We start from the raw sequence: 24,576 nt of genomic DNA, 5'->3' as shown, positions 1-24,576 counted from the left end.
GGGGTGGTCCGGGGCGGAGGCTGGGGCCAGGCAGAGGGATCCGAGGGATACCCGGCAGTCTGTGAGGAGCCGCCATGAGCACACCGGAAGCCGACACCGCGAGCCCGCCGGAAGTCGACGCGACAGCCCTGGAGACACTGCTGTACGCGGCCGTGGCGGCCCCGTCCATCCACAACACCCAGCCGTGGCGGTTCGGCCTGGACGCCCGCAGCCGCACCCTCCACGTCCGCGCCGACCGGGGCCGCAGCCTGCCCGTTTCCGACCCGCTGCTCCGTGCCCAGTACCTCTCCGTCGGCGCCGCCGTCTTGAACCTGCGGGTCGCCGCGGCCCACCTCGGCTGGGCCACCGAGGCACGGCTCCTGCCCGAGCGGGACGATCCCGACCTGCTCGCGACCGTCCGCCTCACCGGCGCCGCCGACGCCGCCTCCGCGCCGTACCGGGACCTCTACGAGTCCGTCGCCCGGCGCCACACCAGCCGCATGCCGTTCACCGGCCGCCCGGTACCGGACGACATCGTCTCCGGGATGGCCGCGGCCGTCCGCGCCGAGGGCGCCTGCCTGGACGTCCCCGACCACGCGGGCACCCGCCGCCTGCTCCGGCTCACCGCGCTGGCCGAGGCCCGCAACGCCGCCGACCCGGCCCGCAGCGCCGAGGCCCGCGCCTGGATCACCGCCCCCGGCCGGGACACCCGCTACGGCATCCCGTTCACCTCCCTGGGCCCCCGCGACGCCGCCGGACGCATGCCCATGCGGGACTTCACCGGCCCGGCGGCCGGGCTGCGGCTGCCCGCGCTGCGCTTCGAACGGCACGCACAGGTGGCGCTGCTGTGGACCCCGCGCGACCGGCGGACGGACTGGCTGCGGGCCGGACAGGCCCTGGAACGGGCGCTGCTGGTCGCCACCCGCCACGGGGTGCGCACCTCGATGCTGCACCAGGCGATGGAGTGGCCGGACCTGCGGGCCGCCGTCGGCGAACCCCGCCGCCGTCACAGCCCCCACCTGCTGATCCGCTTCGGCTACGGCCCCGACGGCGGGCGGACCCCGCGCGCCTCCGCGGCCCGCCCCGAGGAGGACCGGGAGGCACCGCGGCAGCCGCTCCCGCGGCTCAGCCGGGGCCGCCGCTGAGGTCGGTCAGCTCGCGGCCGGTGACCATCGCGGCCTCGATCCGGACGAAGACGTCGTCGCGGATCGGCATCCAGGAATGGGGGCCGGTCCGCAGCAGCCGCTCGTGCCGCTCGGGGTCGGTCACCACGGCGGCCGGGCCGGTGACGACCACGCTCCAGCCGGACCGGCTCGCGATGTCGAACTCGTCCGCCTCGAAGGCGATCACGAAACCGTCGACGGCGCGTACGAGGTCCGATCCGGCCGACGTGCGCAGCAGCACCGACGCGTCGGTGTCCAGGACGAAATTGACCGGCAGCACCGCGGGAAGGGCCCGCCTCGTGTACACGACCCGTCCGACCGGCACCTTGGCCAGGAGACGCAGGCACTCCTGCCGGTCCAGCGGGCGAAAACCGTCGTTGTGCAACATCCCTCCATGCTCCCCGCGCCCGGCCCGCCGCCGTTAGGGCCGGTCGGCCCCCATTCCCGGGGCGCCCGCGCCCGGGGTCCGCGCGCCCCGGACGTGCGCCCCGGACGGGCGGCGCGGACGTGCGGCGCGGACGGTACCGGCGGGCGGACGCGCGCGCCGCAGCGTGGACCCGGTGACGGACGGACCCGGGGGACGGGAGGGACGGACGGCGCCCGTCCGCCGGCCGGGCCGACGGGCGGGCGCCACCGGCCGGGCCCGTCGCCACCGGCGGCGGGCCCGGGACCGGCTACGGCAGGGTGGGCAGGTAGCGGGGTGCCTGCCAGGCGTCCAGTCGGCGCTCCACCGCCGCGCCCAGCGACAGCAGCTCCGCGTCCTGGCGGTCGCCCGCCATCAGCAGCAGACCGACGGGCAGCTCCCCGATGAAGCCCGCAGGCACGGACAGCGACGGGTATCCGGCGACGGCGGCCGGGGTCGAGGACGGGATGACGTCGTCGTCGCCGCGCGCGCAGTCGGTCGTCCACGCGGGCGGGTTGGTCGGGGCGGCGATGGCGTCCAGCCGGTGGGCGCGCATCGTCTCGTCGATGGACCGCCGGGAGAGGTCCTTCAGCTCGGCCCGGACGGCCCGGTACTCGGGGTCGGTGACCGGCGGGGCGACCAGCGCCTCCTCGAACAGCTCCTGCCCGGCGAAGCAGGTGCGCTCGGCCGGGGCGGAGCGGTTGAACTCGATCAGCGCGGCCAGGTCCCGGGGCCCGTCGCGGGTGGCCAGGTAGGCGTTGATATCCCGGCGGAACTCGGTCAGCAGCGCCGGGAACTCCAGCTCCGCCAGCCGCACCTGGTAGGGCGGGGTCACCTCGACCACGGTGGCACCGGCGGCGCGCAGCCGGTCCGCGGTGGTGGTCATCAGGGCGTCCACGTCCTCGCCGAGCGGCAGCCGCCACAGGCCGATCCGCTTGCCCCGCAGGCTGCCGGGGCGCAGCGCCGCCTCCGAGAAGCGGGGCCCGTGGCCGGGGCGCGCGGTGTCCCGGCCGGCGAGCACCGAGAGGGTGAGCGCGGTGTCGATGACGTTGCGCGCCATGGGGCCGGCCGTGTCCTGCTCGGCGGAGATCGGCACCACGCCCGACTGGCTGACCAGCCCGAGGCTGGGCTTGTGGCCGACCACGCCGTTCATCCCGGCGGGGCAGACGATGGAACCGTCCGTCTCCGTGCCGATCGCCACCTGCGCCAGCGACGCCGCGAGCGCGGCGGCCGAACCGGAGGAGGAACCGCAGGGGTTGCGGTCCAGCACGAACGGGTTGTGGGTCTGGCCGCCCACCGCCGACCAGCCCGAGGTGGGCCGGGCCGCGCGGAAGTTGGCCCACTCGGACATGTTGGCCTTGCCGAGGATGATCGCGCCCGCCGCGCGCAGCCGCTTCACCAGCTCCGCGTCCTTGGCCGGTGGCTTCCCGGCCAGCGCCAGGGACCCGGCGGTGGTCGGCATGTCCCGGGTGTCGACGTTGTCCTTGAGCAGGACCGGGATGCCGTCGAGCGGTCCGCGCGAGGCTCCCCGGCGGCGCCGGGAGTCACTGGCGGCGGCTTCCCGCAGGGCGGTGGGACTGGTGTGGAGCACCGAGTTGAGCTTCGGATCGATGGCCTTGATGCGCCGCAGGTACGCCCGGGTGAGGGCGGACGAGGTCAGCGAGCCGCGGTTCATGCGCGCCTGGAGTTCGGGGATCGTCACCGTGTCGAGGTCCACCCCGTGGACGAGGGACGACTCGGTGCGGCGCGGGGCGCGATCGGCGCCGGAATCCGCGGCGACCGCGCGCTGGCCCGGCATGCTCGCCAGGAGCGGTGCCGCGACCAGCGCCGCGGTGAGGGCCGCCATGCTCTTTTTGGTCATGCGGGACAGCCCACTACACGCGGGCCGTCCGCACAAGTGTCATCTGAGCCCCTGCCCCGTGAGCTGGGGGCCCGCCCCGGCCGGAGGGTGGGAACGAGCGGCCGGATGGAGCAACGGCGCAGGTGGGGCCGGTCACCTTGCCCCTGGTTCACCGGGGCCCGGATACATGACTCCGGTCACCGCGCCCGGTCCGGACGGCCGTCCGCGCGGGGGCCGCAGGCGCGACCGTACGGCCCTCGGCCCTCGGCTCCGGCTCCCGATCCTCGGCTCCGGCTCCCGGCTCCGGCCCCACCCCCTGGCATCGGCCCCGCCCTCCCGACCCGCGCGGTCCCGGTTCCGGCGGAGGTACCCGTCAGCGCTCCAGGCCGCGAGCGGTGTCCCGGGCCGGGGCCGTCCGCGCGGCGTCGGGGTGCGGGGCCGATCGCGGCGTGTCTGGGTGCGGGGCCGTCCGCGCGGTGTCGGGGTGCGGGGCCGATCGCTCCGACCGGGTACCGAAGTCCCCTTCCCCCGCGGCCCGCTGAGACGGTCCGCTCCGAAGGGTCGGTGACACCGGCGGGAGCCGCCGTCACCGTCCGGCGGGTGCCTCGGCGACCGCCAGCACGTCCACCAGGCGGCGCAGCCGTGCCCCGGCCCGGCCGGCGTCGGCGCGCGGCACCACGACCACGGCGGTGGCCCGCGCGGCACCGGACACCGCGTAGCTCAACTCCCGCACCCGTGTGGCCCGAAGCGTGCTCGCGAGCCGCCCCAGCGCCTCCTCGCTGTGCCGGACGGTCACGGTGAGCCGGACGGTCACGGTGAGCCGGACGGCCGGGCCGGACGCCGCGCAGGGCGCCGGCGCGGGTGTCCCGGACGGCCGGCCGGCGGAGGAGGGGGCCCCGGGCGCCGCGGACGGCGACGGACCGTCGGCGGGAGCCCGCTTCGCCCCGGGTGACGAGGTGCCGTGCTCCGGACGGGGGAGGGCGAGGACCGGCGCGGTGGCGTCGTGGTGGGTCATGGCGGGTGCTTCCTGTCGTGGTCTGCCGGCCCGGTGGGGCCGTTGGTGCGGATGCCGAAAGCAAAAAGACCCCTCGCGGAGTGCGAGAGGTCTGCGTGCGGGCGGTGAGCCGCCTGGAAGGGATGGCCTCCAGGTCACCTCGGTGCCGACACGCCGCGGCCGGTAATGAGCTGACGCAGCATGGCCCGGATGCTGGCACGGGCGGCCCGCCCCGGCAACGCCGTCTCGCATTCCGGACGGCCCGCCCGGCCGCGCCGAGCCGTCACCCGGAGGACGTGCCCTCGTGCAGCCATGCCCTGGACAGTTCGTCGGGGTCGAGGGGGACGGCCCGGTGCGCTGCGGCATCGCCCGCGGTGGCGACTTCTCCGCCTTCGTACGGCTGGAGGACCCTCGGCATCCCCTTCGGGCGGACGCAAGGGCGACGCGTGCCGGAAGCCGGGCTCGCCGTCATGGGCGCATCAACACCCGGAACCCGGTGGCCCATCCGGAGCAGCCGGACATCGACGTCCGCCACCACTTCCACCTGGAGCTCCCCGACTCCGCCCGGAGCACTCGCGGCACGCCATGGCCATCCACCCCGGATCGTTCGACCGGTCGCCGCGCCGCGCCGCGCCGGCACCAGCGCCAGGACGGCGCGACGGCACGCCCGGGGCCGCTGCCGCCCGGCCGGACGTCGTCCAACGAGTCCTTCATCGACTCCCGGTCCACCGGCCGGCTCCGGAGGGAGGCCACGGTGGGGGACCGGCCGGGCGTCCTGCCGCGCTTGCGCCGGCACCGACGGTGTCCGCGTCGTAGCAGTGGACGTAGTAGCCCGCCCGCAGGCACAGCACCAGTCGGGGCATGCCGGTGCTCGCGTTCCCGGGCCACGAGGGTGAGCCGTCCCGCAGCGCGTCGGCGGAGGGGACCGTCCGGGCCTCGCGGAAGGAGCCCGGGGCGGCACAACCGGCCAGCGAGAAGAGGGAGTTGACGCGGCCGGCGGGGGAACTCCTCGCTGCGCCGGACCAGTCCGGCGCCCGTGGGGCCGGCCACGTCCGCCGGGTCGCGTGCCGCGGCGGCTCGTGCCGCGGTGCTCTCCCGGGCGGACGGGGCCGCCGGACACGGGGTCCGGCGGCCCGGCGGCGCCCGTCAGGAGGACCGGGCCAGCCACTCCTCCACCGCGTCGGAGTCCCGCGGCAGTCCGGACGACAGGCACTCGGCCCCGGTGTCCGTGATCAGGAAGTCGTCCTCGATCCGGATGCCGATGCCGCGCAGCTCCTCCGGCACCGTCAGGTCGTCGGGCTGGAAGTACAGCCCCGGTTCGACGGTGAGGACGTGCCCCGGCTCCAGGTGTCCGCCGAGATACGTCTCGGTGCGGGCCCCGGCGCAGTCGTGGCAGTCCAGCCCGAGCATGTGCCCGGTGCCGCACACGGTGTACCGGCGGTACAGGTCCGCCTTCGGGGTCGAGGCGGTGGCGCCGTACGGCCGCAGGCCCCAGGAGTCCAGCCCCTCGGCGATGACCGCCATCGCGGCCCGGTGGAAGTCGCCGTACGGGGCACCGGGCCGCAGGGCGGCTATTCCGGCCGACTGCGCGGCGAACACCAGGTCGTAGACGCGGCGTTGGGCGTCGCTGAACCGTCCGCCGACCGGCAGGACGCGGGTGACGTCGCCCGTGTGGAAGGAGTCCGTCTCCACACCGGCGTCGAGCAGCAGCAGGTCTCCCGCGCGGACCGGGCCGTCGTTGCGCATCCAGTGCAGGACGCAGGCGTGCGCCCCGGCCGCCGCGATGGTCTCGAAGCCGAGCCCGTTGCCGTCCAGCCGGGCCCGCCGGTTGAAGGTGCCCTCGATCCACCGCTCGCCGCGCTCCAGCCGGGTGGCCCGCTCCAGTTCGCCCGCCACGTCGTGGAACCCGGCGACGGTGCTGTCGACGGCCGCGCGCAGTTGCGCGATCTCCCAGTCGTCCTTGACCAGGCGGGACTCCGAGAGGAACTGGACGAGTTCGGAGTCCGCCGCGCGCTGGGCCGGGACCAGCCCGTCGACCAGGGCGTCCTCGCCGCGCAGCACGCGGGTCGGGACGGGGCGGCTCAGGGCGCTCCGGAGCCCTTCACGGTCGGCGGCCTCGATCCCGAGGGCGGCCGAGGTCTCGGCCAGGGTCCGCCGTCGGCCCACCCAGAACTCGCCGTACCGGTGGTCGGCGTGGAAGTCCGTGCCGTGGGGCCCGCCGTCGCGCGGTGAGCGGGGCCGGGTGAAGAGGACGGAGGTGTGCCCGCCGCCCGTGGGTTCCAGGACGAGCACGCTGTCGGGGACCGCGTGGCTGCCCTGTTCGCCGGTGAGGTGGATGAACGCGGAGTGGGGGCGGAAGGCGTAGTCGAAGTCGTTGCTGCGGACCTTCAGGCCGCCGGACGGCACGACGATCCGCTCACCGGGGAAGCGCTCGGACAGGGCCGCGCGCCGCTTGGCGGCCCAGGAGGCGCCGGACAGCGGGGGTGGGGCCGCCGCCGTGTCCGCCCATCCGCCCGCGAAGGGGCCGGGTGCCGGGTCGGGAGTGGTGCCGTCGTGGCCGTCAGTGCCGGGCACGCCGTGGAGCTGCTGTGTCAAATGGGTCACCTCATGTGCGAGGGGGTGTGCGGGGGAGGCCCGGCGTGGCCGAGGGACGGACAGGCTATCCGCCCCGGCCGACGGGGGTGCGGGGCGGGGCGGTGCCGGGCGGCGCCGTCCCTGGTGGTACGGGAGGCCAGGTGGCAGGGGGTTTCGGGCCTCATGGCCCGGGTCCTCGGACCCGGCTGCCGGGGGCTCCCGGCAGGTTCCCGAAGGACCCCGGCCCGCGGCGCCGGAGGGGGGCGGCGGGCACGGCTGCGGCGGGCCGGGGGGCTGGGGAGGGAGCCGGGCCCGGTGGACCGGGACCGCGGACCCGGGTCCCGGTGGGCCGAGGGTCTTCGGCAGGGGCGCCAGCGGCCCCGGGGGGCTCCGGCAGGGGGCGTCGGCGGCCGGGCTCCGGCGGCCGGGCGGGACCCGGCGGGCCGGGAGGCGCCCCGCCGATCAGGGTTCCAGGGCGTACACCGCCGGGAGCAGGCGCTTCAGCAGCTCCAGGCCGTCGGGCGTGATCGACCAGCGTCCGGTGGGTTCCCCCGCACCGGCCCGCCCGGCGCCCGCCGGAGCCCGGGGCGTCCGGTCCACCGGCGCCGGTACGGGGACGACGGCCCAGCAGCGCTTCCCGTCGGCGGTGCGGTCGGCGCCGTGCAGCAGGCACAGCCCCTCGACGAGGGCCAGCCCCCGGCCCCCCTCCCGCTCGCCGTCCGTCGCGCACGCCGTCGGCATCACCGGACTGCCGTCGTGGACCGAGACGAGCAGGAGATCCCGCTCCAGCGAGACCTCGACCTCCGTCGGGCCGGGGGCGTGCCGCAGCGCGTTGGTGAGGAGTTCCGAGGTCACCACCTCGATCCGGAAGCGCAGGTCCTCGTCCAAGGGCACGCCCCACGCCTCGGCGGCCGCGGCCACGCGGTGGCGGGCACGGCGGACCGCGCCCGGGGTCGGCTCAAGGACGAAGCGGATCTGGAGGGAGGGCATGGTGCGTCTCCTCGGAAGATGAAGTCCCCTTGTCGCGTCGGTCGGCGCACTCACCGTGACGAGATCTGGAGACTCGCACGGGCGGCTCCGCCGGGACAACGGGCCGGGCCATAAGAGAACGGTCGGCCGGGCCATAACGCCGCCGTACCGCGTCCGCGCGGGCCCTGCGCACCGCGGTGGTGGACACCCCGTGGGCGCTTCCCCCGATCCGGCGCATAATGGACCGGCATCCCGAGCCGGCGAGGTGTGTGCTGTGGAACTTGAACTGCGTCATCTGCGCGTCCTGTGCGCCATCGCGGACTCCGGCAGCGTGGGACGGGCCGCCGCGGCCCTGGGCTACACCCAGCCCGCGCTCAGCACCCAACTGCGCCGCATCGAAAGGCTGCTGGGGGAGGGCCTGTTCGTGCGCAGCAACAGCGGCGTGGAACTCACCGCGTACGGCGTGGAGGTGGTCAGTCAGGCCCGCGACGTCCTCTCCCGCGCCGACGCGCTGGGACGACGCCACGGCCCCGGCTCGCCCGGCGCGGGCGCCCGGACCCTGCGGCTGGGCGTCACCAACACCCCGGTCCTCCCGGAGCTGCTCGGCAATCTGCGCGAGGCGTGTCCCGACCTCACCGTCTCCGTGTGCAGCGTGTACGCCACCGGGGAGCTGCTCAGGCTCCTGGAGGCGGGGGAGGTCGACGCGGTGCTCGGCATGGACTACCCCGGCCTGCCCCTGCGCCACTCCCCGGCCCTCGCGCACCGCGCCATCAACACCGTCCCGATCTTCGTGGCCATGCACTCCGGCCACCCCCTGGCCCACCGGCTGGACGTGCCGCTGGAGGAGCTGGCCGACGACACCTGGTTCGTCTCCTCCGACGACGGGGTCGGATGGCCCGCCGCCTTCTACGACGCCTGCGAGTCGGCGGGCTTCACCCCCGCGAGCAGCCATGAGTTCCACATCCTGGAGCAGCTCCAGACCATGATCGCCATGGGGCTCGGCGTGGCCGTCGTCCAGCCCACCATCCGCCCCATCGACGGCGTCCTGGTCAAACCGCTGACCGGCGACCCGCTCTGGCAGCGGCACCTGCTGGTCTGGCGCCGGGAGGAGGTGGACCCGGCGGTCGCGGAGGCGCTGCACCACCACGCGGTCCGCGTCTACCGGCATCTGCTGGCCCAGGCCCCGCACCTGCAGAGCTGGGTGGCCCGCGCCTACAGCGGCTGCGCCCCGGGCACCCGCCGCGCCATCCGCGACCCCTGGAACGCGGGCGTCCGGCCGTAACGGCCCACGGGGCGGGAACGTTCACTACCGCGACGACGGTGGATGCGGCGAGCCGGAACCGGGGAGCCGGAATCGGCGACAGAGCGGTGACGGGGGCGGGAGCAGCACGCGGCCCGCGGTACGGCTGCCCCGACTCCCCTCGCCGGACTCCTGCCGCCGCCCCTGATCCGGCCCGCTCGCGGCGCGGAGGGCCGGGCTCCCCGGCGGGGTTGCCCCCGTACGTGGAAGGCCGCCCGCCGGGGAGCGCCGTCAAGCCACCCACATGGACTCGACGAGGACCTGGCACAGGGACTTCGCGGCCGACACGCCCACACCGGACGTGTTGTCCGTGTACACCCACACACCGACGTTGAAGTTGTAGTCCCGCCCGGCCACCGCGGGGAATTCCAGCGGCATCGAGGAATCCAGCACCCAGGCACCGGGATTGACCACGAACGTCTCATTGACGCTCGCCCGCCGCCGGAAGATCCTCCGGCTGTCTCCCTTCATGAACCGGCCGTTCTCGAACACGGTGCAGTCCAGGCCGCCCTCGACGGTCGCGTTGGAGCCGAACCCCTTGGCCCCCGCCACGTACCCGAACGTCACCCGGCGGCCGGAGTCCGCCCGCATCACCCGGGAGCCGTTGGCGCGGAACCCGATGCCGAACCCCGCGTGCGCGTTGACAAACGTTCCCGCCCCGCCCAGACCGGACTTGGCGTACAGGGCCGCGTGCGCGGCCGCGTCGTCGAGGATCATCTGGTCCTGGGCGGCGCCGTTGAGGTCGTGCCAGGACCAGTGGTAGTCGTACGGAGGGGACGCGCCCACGACCCGGGGGGAAGCCGAGCCCGGCTCGAACTCGGGTCCCAGCGGGCGGTCGAGGATCTCCGCCAGCGCCGCGGCCGCCCCGGGATCCGAGTTGATCTGCCGCCGGAGCGCGTCGTCGACCAGTGCCGTCAATTCGTCGCCCCCGGAACTCACGGCACGGGCCCGCGCGGTCAGTTCGGCCGAGTGCGCCGCCATGGCCCGGACGGACTTCTCCACCCCCTGCCGGGTGTCGTCGTCCGGATCCGTCCTGAACTCGATCCGCACGTCGGGTCCGGTGCGGCTCTCATGGGACTCGGTCATGATTCTCACCCTGCCACTCACCATGAACCGACGGGGGAATTCGGGTGCCAGGGCCTCGTCCCGGTTCCGTGCCGCCGGGAGTTCCGGCGCGGTATGACGGGAGTCGGTTCAGGGAGGTCGTCGGGTTGTCGCCGGATGCGGAAGCGCTGAACCCACGTCCAGTATCCCCCGGTGGACCGGAGGTCTCCACCGGGGGGGAGCTCCCGTCGCAACCACGCCCCGGCCGCCCGTTCCCCGCGCTCGCACGGTGGGTGAGCCCCCGCAGGGCGACCGGTGGCGACCCGCCCCGTGCACGACCGGTACGGGCCCGTGACGCCCCGCGACCGGTCTCCGCCCCCGTCGGGCGCCGTGCACGGGGTGGCTGCCCTCGACCTGCCGCCCCCACCGGAGGGGGACCTCCCGCCGGAGCGCCCCGGCGCACCGTTCCACGAACGTGCCGGCCCCCGCCGAGTGCCCCGCGCGCATCCGCGCCGCGAGGAGGTCCGCGCCGTCCGGCGCTATGGCGCGGGAGGCGCGTGCGGGGAGCGGAGGACGAGCAGGGTGATCTCGCTGGGGGCGAAGACGCGGAACGGCGGGCCCCAGAAGCCGGTGCCGCGGCTGGTGTAGAGGAGGGTGCGGGCGCCGTGCCGGCTGAGTCCCGCGAGGGCGGGCTGGTCCAGGCGCACCAGATGGTGGAAGGGCCAGATCTGGCCGCCGTGGGTGTGGCCGGAGAGCTGGAGGTCGACACCGGCGGCCGCGGCCCGGTCGACGAACTTGGGCTGGTGCGCCAGGAGCAGGACGGGCAGGCCGGGGTCGGCGCCGCTCAGCGCTCCGGCGAGGTGGGCGCGGTGGTCCGGCAGGCCGGAGGAGTCCGCGGTGACGTCGTCCACCCCGGCGACCACCAGGGTGTCGCCTCCGCGTTCGAGCAGCAGATGGCGGTTGCGCAGCGGCTCCCAGCCCAGTTCGTCCATCAGGTCGACCCAGCCCTGGGCCTCGCTGTAGTACTCGTGGTTGCCGGTGACGTACACACGGGCCCGGGTGGCCCGCACGGTGGCGAGCGGGGCGGCCTGGGCGCGGCGGCGTTCGGCCGTGCCGTCGGCGATGTCGCCTGTGTGGCAGACGAGGTCGGCCTCCAGGGCGTTCACCCTCGCGCACACCCGCGCCGACCAGCGGGCGCGGTCGAGGGGGCCGTAGTGGGTGTCGGTGACGAGGACGACACGGGTGCCGTCCAGTCCGGGGCCCAGCCGGGGGAGCGGTACGTCGAGCCGGCGCACCCGTGGCACACGGCGCGCCTCGGCGTGCCCCCAGGTGAGCAGTGCCGCGGTGATGCCGAGGGCGGCCCAGGTGACGGCGCGGGCCCGGTCCTCGGGCCCGCCGGCATCGGCCACGGCCAGGGCGAACCGCAGCGGTACGCCGGTCAGGACGGACCAGGTGAACAGGACCCAGCTCGTCCCCAGCAGGGTGTCGCCGATGATCGCCGCCCGGTCCTCCTGGCGCCGACCGTGGCCGCGCACCATCGCGAGCGGCATGCAGACCGGGCCCAGGACGAAGAGGAACGTACCGATCAGGGTGACGGGCAGCGGCCAGTGCTGGCCGGTGTACAGGAGCACCCAGCAGGGCACCGCCCACAGCAGGAGGGGCGCGATCAGGGGGATCCATCGCATCAGCCGGTGCAGCCAGCCGGGCTGCGGCGCTCGCTCCCCGCCGTCGGCGGGCCTGGTGTCGCTGGTGTCGGTCACGCTTCCTCTTCCTGCCCTGGCCGGCGTCCCGCGCACTGTATCCGGTGACCCGGGGCGACCGGACCGGCGTTCCACATGGCCCCCTCCGAGCGGTACGGCGCCCGGCCGCCGCGCCGCGCGCCGCACCGGCCGGGAGGACGGAGCGAGCCCGGGCGGGACGCCGGGCGCGGTTCAGTCGGCGAGGTCCTTGCAGTGGCGCACCTTGCTGAAGTGGAGGGCCACCGGTGCCAGGAAGGCGGCGGTGCAGCCGACCAGGAGGCCGTTGCGCGCTCCGAGGGTGTCGGCGGCGAGTCCGCCCAGCAGCGCGCCCACCGGAATCGCTCCCCAGGTGAAGAAGCGGACGGAGGCGACGACGCGGGGCAGCAGCTCCGGCGGGGTGACGGTCTGGCGGTGGGTGCGGGTGACGATGCTGAACGCGGTGATGCCGGCCGCGAAGCCGGCCTGGCCCAGGGCGAAGCAGAGCGCCGTCCAGCTCGCGTGGGCCAGCGGCATGCCCAGCGCGAGGACGGCTCCCGCGGCGGTCGAGACCAACGCGACGCGGGCCGTTCCGATCGTGGCCGAGAGACGGGTGGTGATCGCGGCACCCGCCAGTGCGCCCACCCCGTCGCTGGCGAGGACGAGCCCGACCGTCCCCGCGGGCAGCCCGGCCGTCCGGACGAGGAAGACCGGTGCCGTGGCCAGGACCACGCCGGAGGAGAGATTGAGGGCGGTGGAGGCGACCACGCAGGGGCGTATGACCGGGTGCCGCAGCACGAACCTCAGCCCGGCCCTCACCTGCTGCGCGAACGGCTCGTGGTCGCGCGCGGCGGAGCGTGAGTCCTTGTTGGGGACGCGCCAGAGGAAGACCGCGGACAGCAGGTAGCTGACCGCGTCGGTGATGAGGCTGGTGGCCGCCCCCAGCGTCTGCACCAGCAGGCCGCCCAGCGAGGGGCCGGCGAGCTGGGTCGTCGCCAGGGTTCCGGAGAGGAGGCTGTTGCGGGCTGTCAGCTCCTCCTTGGCGACGAGGGAGGGGAGGAAGGCCGTGTTGGCGACGTCGAAGAGGATGTTGGCCAGGCTGATGGCGAGCCCGACCAGGACGAGCTGAGCGAGCGTCAGCATGTGCAGCCACGCGGCGACGGGGACCGAGGCGATCAGGGCGGCCCGGATCAGGTCCATGATGACCTGCAGCCGCTGCAACGGGAACCGCTGCACGATCACCCCGGCCGGCAGCCCGATGAGGACCGCGCCGGTGTAGCTGGCGGCGGTGATGAGACCGACCTCGAAGGCCGACGCGTCCAGCACGGCGAGGGCGGTCAGCGGCAGGGCCACGGCGGTGATGCCGGATCCCAGACTGCTGATGCCCGAGGCGGCCCAGAAGTGCCAGAATCCCGAGCGTGACGAGGAGCCGCCGCGCGGCGCGGCGGTCCGGGGGCCAGCCGTCATGTCAGGGTTCTCTTCTCTCTCGTGGGACCTGAAGGGACGCGGCGCGACAGGACCGACTCCGGCCGCCTGTCGCCGAGCGCCGGACGGGCGCCCCGTGCGGGACGGGCGCCCCGTGCGGGACGGGCGCCCCGTGCGGGACGGGCGCCCCGTGCGGGACGGGCGCCCCGTGCGGGACGGGCGGCCTCCCGCTTCCGGCCGCGCAGCGGTGTCCGGCGGATGGGTTCGCCGAGGGCCTGATGCCCTGCTCACCCGCTCCGCCACGGACCGGGGCGGAGCGGGGCCCGGCGCGGCGGTGCGGGTCGGTCAACGCGCCGGGAATCGACGCGCGTTGCCACGACGCCGACCGAGGGCGGGCCGTCCCCGGATCCCCGTGGACGCCGACCGCCCCGCACCGCGTCGGCGTTCCCACCGGGCCTCCGTTTCCACCGGCCCGGCCGGGCGGGCACCGGCGCCGGTCGGGGAGGGCCGCGCGCCACCACGAGCGCGGCTCCGCACCGGTCGTGTGCCTGCCGCCACCGGGCTGCGCTTCCCCGGCGGCAGGCACACGACCCGTCTCAGACCGCCGCGCCGCTGCCCTGCGGGCGTGCCCTGATCCGGAACTCCAGCCGGGAGACGGCCTCCTGCGCGGCCGTCACCGCGGCATCCGGGGTGTCCGCCAGCGCCCGGACGCACGCCAGCCGTGACTCGGAGTCCACGAGCGCGCCGATCCTGGTGCCCGGCTCGGCGAGCACCGACACCTCGGTCACCCCCGGCACGGCCGCCGCATCGTCCGTCCCGGTGACCGCGTCGAGGACGCCGGCCGTGTCGACCGAGGCGAACCAGACCGATGAGGCCCGCCTCGGCCGGTCCGCGGCGTCGAGGGCGGCGCGGATGCCCGGCAGCACCCGCTCGCCGAGCGCCTGGCGGACCGCGCAGTCGTCGATGTCGACACCGGTGGCGTCCAGGGTCAGGTCCGGGATCCTGTCGCCGCCCATGCGGATGTGCGTCTCGATCAGCCGCGGGCCCCGGTCGGTGAGCACGATCTCGGTGTGCGTGGGTCCGTCGCGCACTCCGATGGCGTCGAGGATCCGCTCGACGTACGTCCCGATCTCCCGGCTCCGCTCGCCGGAGAGGCCGGCGGGCGAGACATGGCCCAACTCGACGAAGCTCACCGGGTCGGAGTACTTGCGGGTGACACCCACCACCTCGTGCTCGCCGGACTCGGAGAACGCCTCGACGCTGAACTGCGGGCCGTCGAAGAACTCCTCGACCAGCACGCCCCCTTCGGCCGGACCGGTACCGCTCCCGCCGGCCCGCTCCAGGGCGCGCTCCAGGTCGCTCTCGGACGTGACCTTGCTGACCCCGGCGCTGCCCGCGTTGGTCACCGGCTTCACGATGCACGGCAGGCCGTGCCGCCCCACGAAGGCGCGCAGCTCCTCCAGGTCCCGGACGCGCGCCGAGGCGGCGCCGTCGATCCCCTGCTCGCGCAGCCAGGCGCGCATCGCTGCCTTGTCGTGGGCCAGGTTCACGGTCTCCCTGCTGTGCGCGGGCAGTCCCAGGGCCTCGGCGATCGCCGCGTAGGGGTACTGGTCCGACTCACCGAACGAGCTGACGCGGGTGAACGGATCGAACTTGTGCACCGCCATGGCCAGGTCGATCCACTCCTGCTCGGGGGCGTCCCTGCGGACGCAGATGACCCGGGCGTTGCCACCCGGTTCGCGGACCCGGCCCATGTAGGTGATGTCGCAGATCACCGTGGTCCGGGCCCCTGGCTCGGCGCGGCGGAGGCGAGGGGGGAAGTCGCGGCCCGGGCCGACGATCAGGATGTGCTCGGACATGCTCTGCCTCCTGGAGGACTGGGGCGGGCTGGGGCCGGGTCCGCGTGACGGCGGTGCGGCGGCCGGGAACGGGGCGTTGGAGGATGCTGCGGGAGCGTCGGCCGGTGACACCTTCCCGGTCCCGCCGGCTCTCGGCCGCACGCGGGAGCGCGGATCCCGGGAGCGGGCAGCGCTCCCGGGATCCGGGCACTCGGTGGCCCGGCGCCGGGCGCCGGGCGCCGGGCGCCGGGCGGCCGGGTGTCGGGCGGCCGGGTGTCGGGCGGCCGGGTGTCGGGCGGCCGGACGTCAGGCGGAGGTGTGGCGGGCGCCGCCCTCGACGTGGATCGTCTCGCCGGAGACGAATCCCGCGCGCAGGAGCCACATCACCGTGTCGACGATGTCGTCGCTCACACCGTGCCGTCCGACGAGGGTCTTGTCCGCGCTCCTGCTCAGCAGGGCGGCCTTGCCCTCACCGAGACGGTCCCAGGCGCCCGAGTCCACGACACCGGGCGAGACGGCGTTGACCCGCACCGGTGCCAGGTCCGCCGCCAGGTGGCGCGCGGCGAACTCGACCGCGCCGTTGGTGACCCCCTTGACGAGGGACCCCGGCCCGGGGCGCCGGCCGACCACACCGGAGAACAGCACCATCGACCCGGTCGGCCGCAGTACCGGCGCGAAGTGCTTGGCCACCAGCATCGGGCCGATCACCTTCGCCGTGAACGCGGCCACCAGCCTGTCGCGGTCCAGCCCGGCAGCGCGCACGTCGTGCGGCGCCGATCCGGTCGTCACGATGTGGTCGACCCCCTCCTTCAGCCGCTCCGCCGCGGCCGCGAGCGTCGACTCGTCCTGCAGGTCGACCCGCACCGCCCGGGCGCCGATCTCGCGCGCCAGCGCCTCGGCCGCGGCCAGGTCGCGGGCACCGACCACGACGTCGTACCCGTCCTTCACCGCACGCCTCGCGACGGCCGCGCCGAGCGCCCGCGCACCACCGATGACGAGGATCCGCTCCATGCGTCACGCCCTCTCGTAGGATCGGAGAGAACGGTATGGATTTGATACCGGTATCTTCAACGAAACTGGGGGCAGCGATGGGTAAGGCGTACAACGTGATGGCGGCGACCTGCCCGAGCCGAACGGTGCTGCACCGCATCGGCGCCCGCTGGACCGTGTTCGTCGTCAACGCCCTCGACGACGGGCCCCGTCGCTTCGGCGAACTGAAGGGGCACATCCGGGGCATCACCTCGAAGGCCCTGACCGAGACCCTGCGTTCCCTGGAGGCGGACGGGCTGATCAGCCGTCAGGAGTACGACGAGAACCCGCCCCGGGTCGAGTACGCCCTGACGCCGCTGGGCCGTTCGCTGCTCGGACCGCTGCGCGCCATACGCCTCTGGGCCGAGGAGCACGTCCCGGACATGGAGATGGCCCGCGCCCGCCAGACGGTCCGCTGAGCCGGGACCCGGCAACAGGAGGCGTACCGCGGCCTTGGGGAACATCGGTACAGCCGTTGGCGCTGAGATTGATCATGAGGTCTAGTGCCCCTCCCGGAAAGCTTTGCCCCGTCGCGCCGCCCAGCACGCACGCTCGCGACGTTGGCCAAAAGCCCCGGTAGCTCCGCTACAAGGGCTTCCGGCCGCCTTGCGATCGCACGCACTGGACGACGCTCCTTCCGGGCAAACATTGCCGGTCACGGCAACTAGCTGCGGATCTCCGCGTTCGGGCGGGGCTGGGCCCGGAGGCGGTCGCGGAGGTCGATCTCCTCGGGAGTGAGCGGGTCTTCTGGCCGGCGGATGCGGACGGGCTTGGGTCGCAGTGGCGGGCCGTCGTCCGCCGCGACCTCTTCGGCTTCGGCCAGTGCCCGGTAGAGCCAGGCGACCGAGGGGTTTTTGCCTGCGTTCTTCCCGGTCTTGATGACCAGCTTCTTCGCGATCTCGGGGACGGGGACGCCCTTGTCCTTGAGCGAGACGGCGAAGGTGAGCATGTCGTCGTCGATGACCTTCGGCCGTCCGCCGTGGTTGCCCTTGGCCGCTGCGGTGACCTGGTCTTCGAGGGTCTTCTCCCGGATGTAGTTGCGTTCGATCTGCCCGGCGACGGCGAGCACGGCGAAGAACATGGCGCCCATGCCGTTGGGGTCGTAGATGCCGGTGAGCGGGCCGGTGAGGAGTTCGAGCTGGATGCCGCCGGCCTGGAGCTCGGCGGACAGCGTCATCAGCTCGGCCGCGTTGCGCGCGAGCCGCTTGAGCTCGTGGACGGTGAAGATGACCGGCGTCTCGGGTGCGGCTTCCTTGAACTGGCGGGCCAGCGCAAGCGCCTTCTCCAGCTCGGGCCGCACCTTGACGCGGGTGCTGATCTGCTCCTGGAAGACCTTGTGGCACTCTGCGCCGTGGAGGGCTTCGAGCTGGCTCGCCAGCTCCTGGCGGGCAGTCGAGGTGCGGGCGTACCCGATCCTCACGGGCCGCTCGGTGCGGGGCGCGGGCACGACGGCGAGCGCGGGGCCCTGCTTCCACACGCGGCCGGGAGGCGGTCGGCGGGGACGGGGATCTCCAGTTCCTCGCGGAGCGCGGGGACGAGGACGAAGCGCGGGGTGTGGTACTTCGCGGCGGTCTTCCCGCCCCGGGTGCGGCAGGCGCTTCCAGCGGGCGCGTCACAGTTCGGGCAGTCGTGACGCTCTACCGCCAATGCTGCCTGATCGGGCGTGAGATCCATGGCGGCAGCCTTTCAGAAGTGCCTCGCACAACACGCCGGTTTCGAGAGGACTTTGCGAACGGTGACCTGCGGAGACGTGATCACTCCCGGGCCTCTCGCAGATCTCTCGCAGATGTTCATTTGTGAGAATGCCGAGAAGTCGAACATGCAACCGGGCGGCGCCCGTTCGGAGCCCCTTGCCGGGCGTCACGTCGCGGCGAGGACCAACCTGTGTGCTCAGGCGGGCTGACGGAGCGCGCTGACCAGTGCGCGTGGGTCGTCGGCGTGGAAGCGGATGGTGTGGGCCTCTTCCGTTGCGCCGAGCGGGCGGGTGAAGGGGAGTGGCCGGTTCAGCTCCAGGGTCACCGAGGTCTGGCTGCCCACTATGAGGTCGAGGACCCCGTCCTCGGAAAGGGTGATCAGGCCGCCTTCGGGATAGCGCCGGTCGACCCGGACCGAGGCGACCGCGTCCGGCGGTACGGCGAGATCGAAGAGTGCTCCGTAGCGGATCCGCAGAGAGCCGTCGGGGTGCACGACGTGCGGCCGGGTGACGCAGGCGGCGTGCAGGGCCAGCACGAGGACGACGCCGTACAGGTCGAGTACCAGGATCACCCGGTGGACCACCGGCCAAGGGATGAGGAAGGCCAGGACCACCGTCTCGATGACCATCACGAAGAGCAGCCCGTACATCATCGCGGTCTGGGGCCCGGTGTACGCGGCAGCGTGGTCCCCGGGGCGCACCCCGTGCGTGCCGCGCCGGACCCACCGCCCCAGGGAGGCGAGGGCGCGCAGTTCGTGGAGGACCAGGCGACGGACCGTCACCGGCACCGCCTCCTGTACGGCAGCTCGCCGCGCCGCCCGGCGGTCTGCGCCACGGGCGCGCGCGGCGACATACAGCGAGCGCAGCACCCATGCCTCGAACAGCAGCACCACGAGCACCAGCACCTCGGCGCCCGCCAGCGCCCAACCGGGCGGCCGGACCCCAGCCACCAGGCAGGCCGCCAGGGCCAGTTCCCCCGGCAGTACGGCGGCGACCGCGACCCGCGCCGCCCGTACGCCCCTTGGTCGGCCGTTCATCCCCGGCCCCTCTCCATGAACGCGTCCATAAGTCGGCCCACGACTTCCGCTTGCGCGGGGGTGTACTCGGCGAGCAGCGCCTCCTTGAACCCGGTCACGACCGCCCCGTCCTCGGGGATTGCGGCGAACAGTTCCTCGGGGACGGCTGCCATCAGGTCAGCTGCCAGGGGTGCGATCCGCGGATCGTCGGTGGGGGCTTCGGCAAGCGCATCGAGGCGCTCATACAGTTCGACGACCGCGGGATCGGCGACCAGTGTTCCGAGCAGCGCGAAAATCTCTTGGATACCGGTGCTGGTGGCGTCCAGCAGCGTGAGGTACTCGCGGTCCTTGGCCGCGCTCGGCGAGTCTGTTCGGGGGGCCTGTGCCAGCAGTGCGGCGAGGGCGGGTGAGACGGGCCCGGTCGCGCCGGGCGGCTCGGCGAGCAGGGCGCTGAGCCGGCAGCGGCGCTCTCTGATGTCGGCTTCCTGGCGGGCCAGGTCGGCGTCGAGTTCTTCCAATATCTCGGTCAGTTCGCGCCCGGCATCGTCGGCGAGGGCGTCGCGCACTTCATCGAGGCTGAGGCCGAGTTCGGTGAGCCTGCGCACCCTGGCGAGCAGGACGGCGTCGCGGACGCTGTAGGCCCGGTAGCCGTTGGGGCGCCGCTCCGGTTCCGGAAGCAGCCCGACATGGTGGTAGTGCCGGATCGCCCGGGTGGTGAGCCCCACGAGCGCGGCGATCTCTCCGATTCGCATGCCGCCAGTAGAAACTCTGCCGTTGCGTCAAGGTCAAGCGCTGAGAGTATCGTCGGGCGCAAAACGATTCAAGCGTGTCTACATACCGGAGCGGTACGTCTTCGCCAGCGCACGTATCTGGCCAGAGTCCGCTCCCGCTACCCCTCGTCGTCCTCGTCGAGTTCTACTGCGTCCGGGTCGCGAAGCGGGCGTAGGGCGCCGCCAGCCGGGGTGGAGGCGGTGAAGCTGTAACGGCCCAGGACGTTGAGGTTGCGGTGCTTGAGCGGGGACAGGCGGGCGATGTCCTCGTCCCGGATCTCGTGTGCCTCGGCACGGAGCCGGGCGACAGCGGCGTCGATGTACCGGGTGGTCCAGAGCACCACGGCGTTGAGGACCAGGCCCAGTGAGCCGAGCTGGTCCTCCATCCCGTCCCGGTACGCCTGGTGGATGGTGCCGCGCTTGCCGTGGCACACGTCGCGGGCCAGCTTGTGCCGGGACTCCTGCACAGTGAGCTGGCGGTTCATCTGGCGGCGGTAGGTGTCGTCGACCGGGTCGACGACGCGGAGCAGGTGCTCGGTCTTGGCGATCCGGCCGTACTCGGCGAATGCCTGCCCCAGCGGGGTCGGGTGGCCTTCGCGTCCGAACATCCGCAGCAGGTCGTAGGCGCGAACCTGGTTGGTGACCAGGGAACCGGCGACCCGGAGCATGTCCGGCCAGTGAGTGATCACCTTGTTCAGGTTGACCCGGTTGCGGGCCAGCGGCTCCAGCGGCCCGTACGTGCCGGTCTCTACGCCGGGATGGGACGCGCGCCAGAACCGTTGGTCGTCCAGGTCTTTGAACCGGGGGCTGAAGTTGTAGCCCAGGATGCGGAAGATGCCGAACACGATGTCGCTGTACGAGGCGTTGTCGGTGGCGACCATCTCCGGCTTCACCCCGCCGTCGAGGTTCAGCAGGGCGTCCAGAATGTGCAGGGAGTCGCGCGGCGTGCCCGGCACCACCATCTGCCCGATGCCCGCGACCTGGTCATTGACGGCGTTGAGCCAGGTGATGCCGCGTTTGAAGCCGAAGTACTTCGGCGACGGGGCAGCGTTGATGGTGCGGACGGGAACGACGAACCGCAATCCGTCGACCGAGGCCAGCAGCCCGTCTCCCCAGTACCGCACGATCGGCACTTGGCCCTGCGCCTCGATCAGTGCGGCGTTCGCCGCGGCGATGGTGTCGGCCCGCAGGTAGAACGGTCGACGTGCACCAGCCGGGAACGGTGAAGCGCCTCATGCGCGGGGTTGATGATCGGGGTCATGCCGATGTTGCACGCTTCCGAGACCAGGAGGGCCATCAGTGAGGTGGTCAGGTCCTTCATGCGGGTTGTGCCGTCGCCCAGGTGTACGAAGGCGTCCAGGAACCCGGTCCAGCCGTGCACCTCGAACAACAGCTCCGGCAGGTCGATCTTCGGGATCATCTTCTCCACCCGCCCCCGCAGCCACGTCAGGGACTTCGGCTCGCCCAGCGCGCCGAGCTTGGACACGTTCAGCTTCGCCCGGCCGCCCGGCGGGACCTCGATGGTGACCTTCGTGTCCTGCCCAGCCGTCTCCAGCCGCTCCGCCATCTGCTTCCACGCCGCATCCAGCGCCGTCACCAGCGCGGCCAGGTGCTCCTCGACCGGCATATCCAGGCTCAGACCCGTCAGAACGTCCTCCCGCACGGCCTCCCACTCCGTGCCGTCCAGCAGCCGGGCGCGCGGGTCGGACCAGCGGTGCGAGGGAGAGGCGAACACGTCCCGGCGCTGAAGCGCGCGGTGCAACTGCTACAGCACGCACACCACGTATGCGTCCCGGTCCACGGCCCCCGGCGTTGGCATACACCGCCTTGCGCCACGCGGCCGGCACCAACTTGTCATCAACCTCGCGCGGCAGCAGCGGCGTGTCCTTCACCCGACGCCGCGCCAGAGCGGGCAGCCGCTTCACCCCGGCCAGCACCCGCTTCCCGCGGGTCGCCGCGTCCAGCGCCTTCGACTCGCCCAGCAGCGACAGGAACGGCCGCACCGTGTTGTACCGGGTGGCCAGCGCCGCCCGCGCCAGGGTCCGCGACGCCTTCTCCAGCTGCGGCAGCGTCGAGAGCCGCTCCTTGCCCGTCGCCCGCTTCGCCGTGCTGATCAGCCTCGTCGCCATCAGCACCGAGAACAGGTCCAGGGCCTCATCGATCGCTTTGGCCTCAAGGCGGCGCATCACCGCGGTGAGCATCGCCGTGCGCTTGGGCTCTGCGGCCCGCTCCAGACTCGCAGCCTTGGACCCCAGCCCGTAACGGGCCAGCGCCGCGAGCCGGTTCGGCGGGATCTGCGACAGCTCAACCGCCCCAGCTGGAACGCACCGATCTCGTCGACCCGCTCCAGCGACCGCGCGAACGCCGTGCCCGTCGGCGGCCGGCGCAGCCGCTCCAACTCCGAGTACCGGCCGCCCTCCGGCGTCACCAGCGTGGCCACCAGGTCCGCCGGCAGCGCAGGGTCCGCGCGTGAGCCGCCCTGGCCACGGTGGCGTGCAGCCGCTTCTCCGCGATCGTGCGAACCTCCGACACCTGCCGGGCCAGCACCGAGACACCCGGCAGCAGCACCCGGTTCCGCCGCAGCCAACCCACCGCCTGGTTGAACAGCGCGACCGGCCCCTCCGCATGGGTCCACGCCCGGCCGTGCAGGAACGTCCGAAACTTCCGCCCCCACTCCGCATCTTCGCACGGGTGGTAGCCGTAGGCGTCCCGGATCTCCCACGCGTGCTCGTACGCCGTCTTCAGCCGCTCGGTGTACCGCTTCACGCACGACGGGTCCTGAATGCCGAGCTGTACGGCCAGGTGCTCGACCACCGGCCACGGCACCACGAGAGGGTCCTCCAGAAACAGCCCCACGTAGCGGACCGTGCACATCTGGAGGGCGAAGCCCAGCTGATGATGCTTCGTACGCCGCAGCGCGATCACATCCCGGTCGACATCGTCCAGGAAGAAGAACCGCTCCAACTCGGGTCTCGTCGGCTCCTCGGCGAACTTCCCGTACGCCTCGGCCTGATCATCAGTTGAGAACTCCACCGGCATGACGCGGACCGTAGCCAGGCCCCACCCGTGATCGACGATCTTTCGGCGAACCTCAGTTCTGGGGATGATCGCTGTGCTAGCCGACCATGATTGTTCTCAGTGCCAACGGCTGTACCGATGTTCCCCAAGGCCGGACCGGGGGAGGTTGCCGCGGCCCGACGGCGCCGCCGCGGAGCCGCCGAGGGCTCTCCTCGGCACCGGCCGAGCCCCGGGCGGACGTCGCCGCACCGCAACTCCTGTGCGAAACATGCGCCTTGGAGCCGGGGCCGCCGCGGCTCGCCGACGGCCCGCCGGTCCTCGCCGGAACGCCGGGAGTGCCTGTGCCGCGTCCTCCCTGCGGCTACTGTCGGGGTGAACCATGGCACCGGCGCGCCGCCCCGCGTGCCCTTCCGAAGGACGTCGATGACCGAACACGACCGGCCGGCCCCGGCCCTCGCCCGCGCCCAGGACGGCACCGCGCTGGCCCACCAGCACCGGGGGGAGGGGCCGCCGCTGGTGCTCCTCGCCGGGCAGGCGAACGACCACCACTGGTGGGACGGCGTGCGTGAGGACTTCCACCCCCTGCGTTCCACGGTCACCCTGGACACGCGCGGAACGGGGGACAGCGGCAAGCCCGAAGGGCCGTATTCCATAGGACGGTTCGCGGACGACGTCGTCGCCGTCCTGGACGCGCTCGGCATCGCGCGCGCCGATGTGTACGGCACCTCGATGGGCGGCCGGGTCGCGCAGTCGCTCGCGATCCGCCACCCGGAGCGGGTCCGCCGGCTGGTCCTGGGCTGTACCTCCCCGGGCGGCCCGCACGCGGTGGAACGCGACGCGTCGGTACGGAGCTCCCTCGCCCAGCCGGACGCGGAGGCCGTACGCGAGGTGCTGGCCGATCTGATGTACTCACCCGGCTGGCGGGCCGCGAACCCGGGCCCCTACCGGACCCTCGGTGACCCGCGGATGCCCGCCCACGCACGCCGCGGACACCTGGCCGCCAGCAACGCGCACGACGCCTGGGACGATCTGCCGCGCATCGCCGCACCCACCCTGATCCTCCACGGCGATCAGGACCGGCTGACCCCGGCGGACAATCTCCGACTGCTCGCCGCCCGCATTCCCGGTGCCCGTACCCACCTCTTCCCGGGCGCCCGGCACGCCTATTTCGAGGAGTGCCGGGCCGAGGCCGGGGAACTGGTGCGGAGGTTCCTCAGCGAGGAGGACTGACCGTGAGCGCGGGTCTCTCCGGTCGGAAAGGCACCGCTGCGGGATAGCTCAGAGGACCGGAATACAGGGCGTAGAGGGCGGCCTGGGTACGGTGGGTGGCGCCGATCTTCGAGTAGATACTGCTAAGGTGATTCTTCACGGTCTTCTCGGATATGTTGAGATTCCGGGCGATGAGTCGATTGCTCAACCCCAAAGCCAATAGCGCGAGTACGCTCTGTTCACGTGCGGTGAGAGCGGGATCGGCGGGCAGGCCCCCTTTTTCACTGACGGTCATGGACACCGGAGCGCACGGAGCCGGTTCCCCGGGATCGGTCAGACCGGCGTCCCGGGCGTAGAGGGCCGCCTGTATGCGGTCGGTGGCGCCGATCTTCGGGTAGATGCTGCTGAGGTGGTTCTTCACGGTCTTTTCGGATATGTCGAGGTTCCGGGCGATGAGCCGGTTGCTCAACCCCTGTGCCAGTAGGCGGAGCACCTCTAACTCCCGGCACGTCAGTTCCACGACCGGTGCTTCTTCCACGTCCTGCCTCTCCTCGTGTCTCCCGAAAGGGGCATGGGAAAGAAGTCCAAGGACTTCGT

19 protein-coding genes and 1 pseudogene are annotated in these 24,576 nt (G+C 73.5%); 4 read left to right on the top strand and 16 right to left on the bottom strand.

Annotation, left to right across the window (positions count from 1 at the left end; translation table 11 throughout):
• Nucleotides 1-74: 74 nt before the first annotated feature.
• Nucleotides 75-1,124: a nitroreductase family protein gene (locus tag GTY84_RS08075; RefSeq protein WP_161225452.1), complete on the top strand. Its 1,050-nt coding sequence runs from the start codon at nucleotides 75-77 to the stop codon at nucleotides 1,122-1,124.
• Here the strand turns inward: GTY84_RS08075 and GTY84_RS08070 are convergent.
• The 6 genes from GTY84_RS08070 to GTY84_RS08045 all read right to left on the bottom strand — a co-directional run bounded on the left by GTY84_RS08070 (nucleotide 1,105) and on the right by GTY84_RS08045 (nucleotide 7,943).
• Complete coding sequence (locus GTY84_RS08070; RefSeq protein WP_161225451.1) at nucleotides 1,105-1,530, bottom strand: pyridoxamine 5'-phosphate oxidase family protein; 426 nt, start codon at nucleotides 1,528-1,530, stop codon at nucleotides 1,105-1,107. The genes GTY84_RS08075 and GTY84_RS08070 overlap by 20 nt on opposite strands.
• Before the next feature lie 286 nt (nucleotides 1,531-1,816).
• Nucleotides 1,817-3,406: an amidase gene (locus GTY84_RS08065; protein ID WP_161225450.1), complete on the bottom strand. Its 1,590-nt coding sequence runs from the start codon at nucleotides 3,404-3,406 to the stop codon at nucleotides 1,817-1,819.
• Nucleotides 3,407-3,971: 565 nt separating this feature from the next.
• A complete protein-coding gene (locus GTY84_RS08060) occupies nucleotides 3,972-4,400 on the bottom strand; it encodes a hypothetical protein (protein WP_161225449.1) in 429 nt (142 codons plus the stop codon).
• Between the two features lie 689 nt (nucleotides 4,401-5,089).
• Nucleotides 5,090-5,350, bottom strand: coding sequence for a M9 family metallopeptidase N-terminal domain-containing protein (locus GTY84_RS33545; RefSeq protein WP_237532130.1), 261 nt, complete (start codon nucleotides 5,348-5,350; stop codon nucleotides 5,090-5,092).
• 175 nt (nucleotides 5,351-5,525) lie between these two features.
• The gene (locus GTY84_RS08050; protein ID WP_237532129.1) at nucleotides 5,526-6,857 is read right to left on the bottom strand and encodes an aminopeptidase P family protein; all 1,332 of its coding nucleotides are present in this window, start codon (nucleotides 6,855-6,857) and stop codon (nucleotides 5,526-5,528) included.
• Between the two features lie 558 nt (nucleotides 6,858-7,415).
• A complete protein-coding gene (locus GTY84_RS08045) occupies nucleotides 7,416-7,943 on the bottom strand; it encodes an ATP-binding protein (RefSeq protein WP_161225447.1) in 528 nt (175 codons plus the stop codon).
• Nucleotides 7,944-8,196: 253 nt separating this feature from the next.
• Between GTY84_RS08045 and GTY84_RS08040 the strand changes: the two genes are divergently transcribed.
• Nucleotides 8,197-9,204 (top strand): LysR family transcriptional regulator, encoded by a 1,008-nt coding sequence (locus tag GTY84_RS08040; RefSeq protein ID WP_161225446.1) that lies wholly within the window; start codon nucleotides 8,197-8,199, stop codon nucleotides 9,202-9,204.
• 249 nt (nucleotides 9,205-9,453) lie between these two features.
• Here GTY84_RS08040 and GTY84_RS08035 read toward each other — a convergent pair whose 3' ends face one another.
• From GTY84_RS08035 to GTY84_RS08015, 5 genes are all read right to left on the bottom strand, one after another.
• Nucleotides 9,454-10,308 carry a hypothetical protein gene (locus GTY84_RS08035; RefSeq protein WP_161225445.1) on the bottom strand — a complete coding sequence of 285 codons (855 nt, stop codon included), beginning with the start codon at nucleotides 10,306-10,308 and terminating at the stop codon, nucleotides 9,454-9,456.
• Between the two features lie 497 nt (nucleotides 10,309-10,805).
• Nucleotides 10,806-12,026 carry a metallophosphoesterase gene (locus GTY84_RS08030; protein ID WP_161225444.1) on the bottom strand — a complete coding sequence of 407 codons (1,221 nt, stop codon included), beginning with the start codon at nucleotides 12,024-12,026 and terminating at the stop codon, nucleotides 10,806-10,808.
• Nucleotides 12,027-12,197: 171 nt separating this feature from the next.
• Entirely contained in the window at nucleotides 12,198-13,448 is a 1,251-nt protein-coding gene (locus GTY84_RS08025; RefSeq protein WP_161225443.1) for an MFS transporter, read from the bottom strand.
• A 554-nt stretch (nucleotides 13,449-14,002) separates the two neighbouring features.
• Entirely contained in the window at nucleotides 14,003-15,265 is a 1,263-nt protein-coding gene (locus tag GTY84_RS08020) for an ATP-grasp domain-containing protein (protein WP_161225442.1), read from the bottom strand.
• A 285-nt stretch (nucleotides 15,266-15,550) separates the two neighbouring features.
• Complete coding sequence (locus GTY84_RS08015; RefSeq protein WP_161225441.1) at nucleotides 15,551-16,255, bottom strand: SDR family oxidoreductase; 705 nt, start codon at nucleotides 16,253-16,255, stop codon at nucleotides 15,551-15,553.
• Between the two features lie 77 nt (nucleotides 16,256-16,332).
• Here GTY84_RS08015 and GTY84_RS08010 point away from each other — a divergent pair, with 77 nt between their 5' ends.
• On the top strand, nucleotides 16,333-16,692 hold the full coding sequence (locus GTY84_RS08010) for a helix-turn-helix domain-containing protein (RefSeq protein ID WP_161225440.1): 360 nt from the start codon (nucleotides 16,333-16,335) through the stop codon (nucleotides 16,690-16,692).
• Between the two features lie 245 nt (nucleotides 16,693-16,937).
• On the opposite strand, the gene GTY84_RS08005 is transcribed toward GTY84_RS08010, so the two are convergent.
• The 4 genes and pseudogenes from GTY84_RS08005 to GTY84_RS07990 form a co-directional block, all read right to left on the bottom strand.
• The gene (locus GTY84_RS08005; protein WP_345943360.1) at nucleotides 16,938-17,693 is read right to left on the bottom strand and encodes a recombinase family protein; all 756 of its coding nucleotides are present in this window, start codon (nucleotides 17,691-17,693) and stop codon (nucleotides 16,938-16,940) included.
• A gap of 470 nt (nucleotides 17,694-18,163) precedes the next feature.
• Nucleotides 18,164-19,003 (bottom strand): hypothetical protein, encoded by an 840-nt coding sequence (locus GTY84_RS08000; RefSeq protein WP_161225439.1) that lies wholly within the window; start codon nucleotides 19,001-19,003, stop codon nucleotides 18,164-18,166.
• On the bottom strand, nucleotides 19,000-19,734 hold the full coding sequence (locus GTY84_RS07995) for a MerR family transcriptional regulator (RefSeq protein ID WP_161225438.1): 735 nt from the start codon (nucleotides 19,732-19,734) through the stop codon (nucleotides 19,000-19,002). Before GTY84_RS07995 ends, GTY84_RS08000 begins: the two co-directional genes overlap by 4 nt.
• A gap of 137 nt (nucleotides 19,735-19,871) precedes the next feature.
• Nucleotides 19,872-22,791, bottom strand: a pseudogene (locus tag GTY84_RS07990) (Tn3 family transposase).
• 402 nt (nucleotides 22,792-23,193) lie between these two features.
• Here GTY84_RS07990 and GTY84_RS07985 point away from each other — a divergent pair.
• Complete coding sequence (locus tag GTY84_RS07985) at nucleotides 23,194-24,000, top strand: alpha/beta fold hydrolase (protein WP_161225437.1); 807 nt, start codon at nucleotides 23,194-23,196, stop codon at nucleotides 23,998-24,000.
• Here the strand turns inward: GTY84_RS07985 and GTY84_RS34525 are convergent.
• Nucleotides 23,984-24,517: a LuxR family transcriptional regulator gene (locus tag GTY84_RS34525; protein ID WP_202550164.1), complete on the bottom strand. Its 534-nt coding sequence runs from the start codon at nucleotides 24,515-24,517 to the stop codon at nucleotides 23,984-23,986. The genes GTY84_RS07985 and GTY84_RS34525 overlap by 17 nt on opposite strands.
• Nucleotides 24,518-24,576 lie beyond the last annotated feature (59 nt).

It is taken from the genome of Streptomyces sp. SID8352 (assembly GCF_009862265.1).
Lineage (GTDB): Bacteria > Actinomycetota > Actinomycetes > Streptomycetales > Streptomycetaceae > Streptomyces.
The sequence above is the reverse complement of the archived record's forward strand: the minus strand, read 5'-3'. Positions and strand labels throughout refer to the sequence as shown.

What these genes read in the sequence shown, in the direction of transcription:
- GTY84_RS08065 (WP_161225450.1), bottom strand. Translation starts at nt 3,406, where the DNA reads ATGACCAAAAAGAGCATGGCGGCCCTCACCGCGGCGCTGGTCGCGGCA.
- GTY84_RS08060 (WP_161225449.1), bottom strand. Translation starts at nt 4,400, where the DNA reads ATGACCCACCACGACGCCACCGCGCCGGTCCTCGCCCTCCCCCGTCCG.
- GTY84_RS08070 (WP_161225451.1), bottom strand. Translation starts at nt 1,530, where the DNA reads ATGTTGCACAACGACGGTTTTCGCCCGCTGGACCGGCAGGAGTGCCTG.
- GTY84_RS08035 (WP_161225445.1), bottom strand. Translation starts at nt 10,308, where the DNA reads ATGACCGAGTCCCATGAGAGCCGCACCGGACCCGACGTGCGGATCGAG.
- GTY84_RS08045 (WP_161225447.1), bottom strand. Translation starts at nt 7,943, where the DNA reads ATGCCCTCCCTCCAGATCCGCTTCGTCCTTGAGCCGACCCCGGGCGCG.
- GTY84_RS08000 (WP_161225439.1), bottom strand. Translation starts at nt 19,003, where the DNA reads ATGAACGGCCGACCAAGGGGCGTACGGGCGGCGCGGGTCGCGGTCGCC.
- GTY84_RS08075 (WP_161225452.1), top strand. Translation starts at nt 75, where the DNA reads ATGAGCACACCGGAAGCCGACACCGCGAGCCCGCCGGAAGTCGACGCG.
- GTY84_RS08020 (WP_161225442.1), bottom strand. Translation starts at nt 15,265, where the DNA reads ATGTCCGAGCACATCCTGATCGTCGGCCCGGGCCGCGACTTCCCCCCT.
- GTY84_RS08025 (WP_161225443.1), bottom strand. Translation starts at nt 13,448, where the DNA reads ATGACGGCTGGCCCCCGGACCGCCGCGCCGCGCGGCGGCTCCTCGTCA.
- GTY84_RS07985 (WP_161225437.1), top strand. Translation starts at nt 23,194, where the DNA reads ATGACCGAACACGACCGGCCGGCCCCGGCCCTCGCCCGCGCCCAGGAC.
- GTY84_RS08010 (WP_161225440.1), top strand. Translation starts at nt 16,333, where the DNA reads ATGGGTAAGGCGTACAACGTGATGGCGGCGACCTGCCCGAGCCGAACG.
- GTY84_RS07995 (WP_161225438.1), bottom strand. Translation starts at nt 19,734, where the DNA reads ATGCGAATCGGAGAGATCGCCGCGCTCGTGGGGCTCACCACCCGGGCG.
- GTY84_RS08015 (WP_161225441.1), bottom strand. Translation starts at nt 16,255, where the DNA reads ATGGAGCGGATCCTCGTCATCGGTGGTGCGCGGGCGCTCGGCGCGGCC.